The sequence below is a fragment of the Terrisporobacter muris genome (assembly GCF_024621905.1).
GTDB classification, from domain to species: Bacteria; Bacillota; Clostridia; order Peptostreptococcales; family Peptostreptococcaceae; genus Terrisporobacter; species Terrisporobacter muris.
This window is the reverse complement of the sequence record NZ_JANKBY010000509.1, coordinates 1-1759: the sequence shown is the minus strand read 5'-3', so window position 1 is coordinate 1759 and position 1759 is coordinate 1. Positions and strand designations below refer to the sequence as shown.

Below are 1759 nucleotides of genomic sequence, written 5' to 3'. Positions count from 1 at the left end.
AGAAAGATTGAGTGGTTGAAAAAAATATCTGCCATTGATGTTGATGATTATGTAGATACAAGATGGTGGAGAAGAAAAATATGGTTTAATGGTAGAGAGAGAGTTTCATTTAAATACAGAATTTACAATATAATTATTTCTTCATTTACACTATTCATATCAACACTAGCTTTTGTTTTATTATTTATGGGTAAATCCTTATTTAATATTTTCTTTTTATACTTTATAATAAAGCATTTTACTATAATCATAGAGTCAGTATTTGGATTATATACAGTAACTACAGGAAAATGTACAGGTGTAATAGAAAAAACTAAGCACAGAAATAGAAGGGGAAGTATAGATTTATCAGATATTCCATCAAGCTATACAAGAAAAAGAATATATTATGAACTAACTTTAACTGATTTTAATCACAAAAGAGAAATCAAAATTATATCAGAGGATAGTTGCGGACTTTCTGAAATGGACACAATGGAAGTAGTTCATGGTATTTTTTCAAAAAGCCCTATTACTGTAAATATGATATCTGCACGAAGAATAAATAATAAGAAGATTTTATTTAGTTTTATCACAAGATTTGCGGTTGTAGCTTTGATATTTTATAGGGGATATATTTTAGTTAAAGATTATGCAGAATATAATAGTAGTTATGTTTTCAACGAAGATTATAACTACGAAGAAGACGACCCTTATTTAAATGATCAAAAGGAAAATAATATTGTAGAAACTCTTCCTAAAGATGAAAAATATTATGAGAAAGTAATTAATATTAACGAAGAAAAAAGCAGTGACAATGTGAATATTAAAATAGAAAAACTATATTTAGATAAAAATAATTCAAAGTTACAATTTGAAATGGAAAATAAAAGTGATGTGCCTCTAGTTTTAAATGTACCTTATGAAACACATATATTTGATACAAATAATAATAAAAACTCCAATATACTTATGCCAGGAGAATCTTATTATATAGAAATGGATATTTTTCAAAAATATGAGGATTTCAAAACTTTGAATGTAAAACTTGAGTACACTTTATCTCATTATGTATTCCAAGAATACGGAGATTTTTTCTATTATCTATATTATCCTCTAAATGTGGTGGACTGCAGTAGTAATATAACTTTAGACTTACAAAACGGTAAATGCAATATAGACATAAGTGAGTATGGAGAGTTTTATGGGGTTTCACAAAATATTACACAGTTTACTCAATAATTAAAGTGAAAAATCCATCTTAATGAAAAGATGGATTTTTTAGTATATTAAATTAAAAATAAATAAGCTAAAGGTGTTATTATAAGAAGTCCTAAAACATTATAGAAAGTAAATGCTTTTAAATATTTATCATTAACTCCTTCAAACTCACTACTATAAATTTTGTAAGAAATAACACTGGCAAGAGAAGCGATTAAAGTCCCCATACCACCAATATTTGCGCCTAGGAGTAAAGCTTTTACATGATCTGTAAATCCAGATAAAAGCATAGTAGCAGGAACATTACTAATAACTTGACTTGATAAAATAGAAGTTATAAAAGTGGATTTTCCACTTCTAAGTAGGCTTTCCATAAAAGTTTCAACACTATCTAAAGTAGAAATATTTCCCACAAATATGAAAAAACCTATAAAAGTAATTAACAAAGAAAAATCTACCTGAGAAAATAACTTCTTATTTAAAACTAAAACAGTTAAAACTGTTATTACAAAAGTAAGCTTATAATCAATTAAATGAAACACAGATAATAAAATTATTA

Annotated in this window: 2 protein-coding genes; one reads left to right on the top strand and one right to left on the bottom strand. The window is 25.9% G+C overall.

Annotated features, from left to right (window positions below; all coding sequences use genetic code 11):
- The coding region (locus NSA58_RS19765) for a hypothetical protein (RefSeq protein ID WP_257560903.1) at nt 1-1221 on the top strand (1221 nt) is incomplete at its 5' end.
- Between the two features lie 47 nt (nt 1222-1268).
- Here NSA58_RS19765 and NSA58_RS19760 read toward each other — a convergent pair.
- Nucleotides 1269-1759: hypothetical protein (locus NSA58_RS19760; RefSeq protein WP_330652616.1), on the bottom strand; the 491-nt coding region annotated here is incomplete at its 5' end.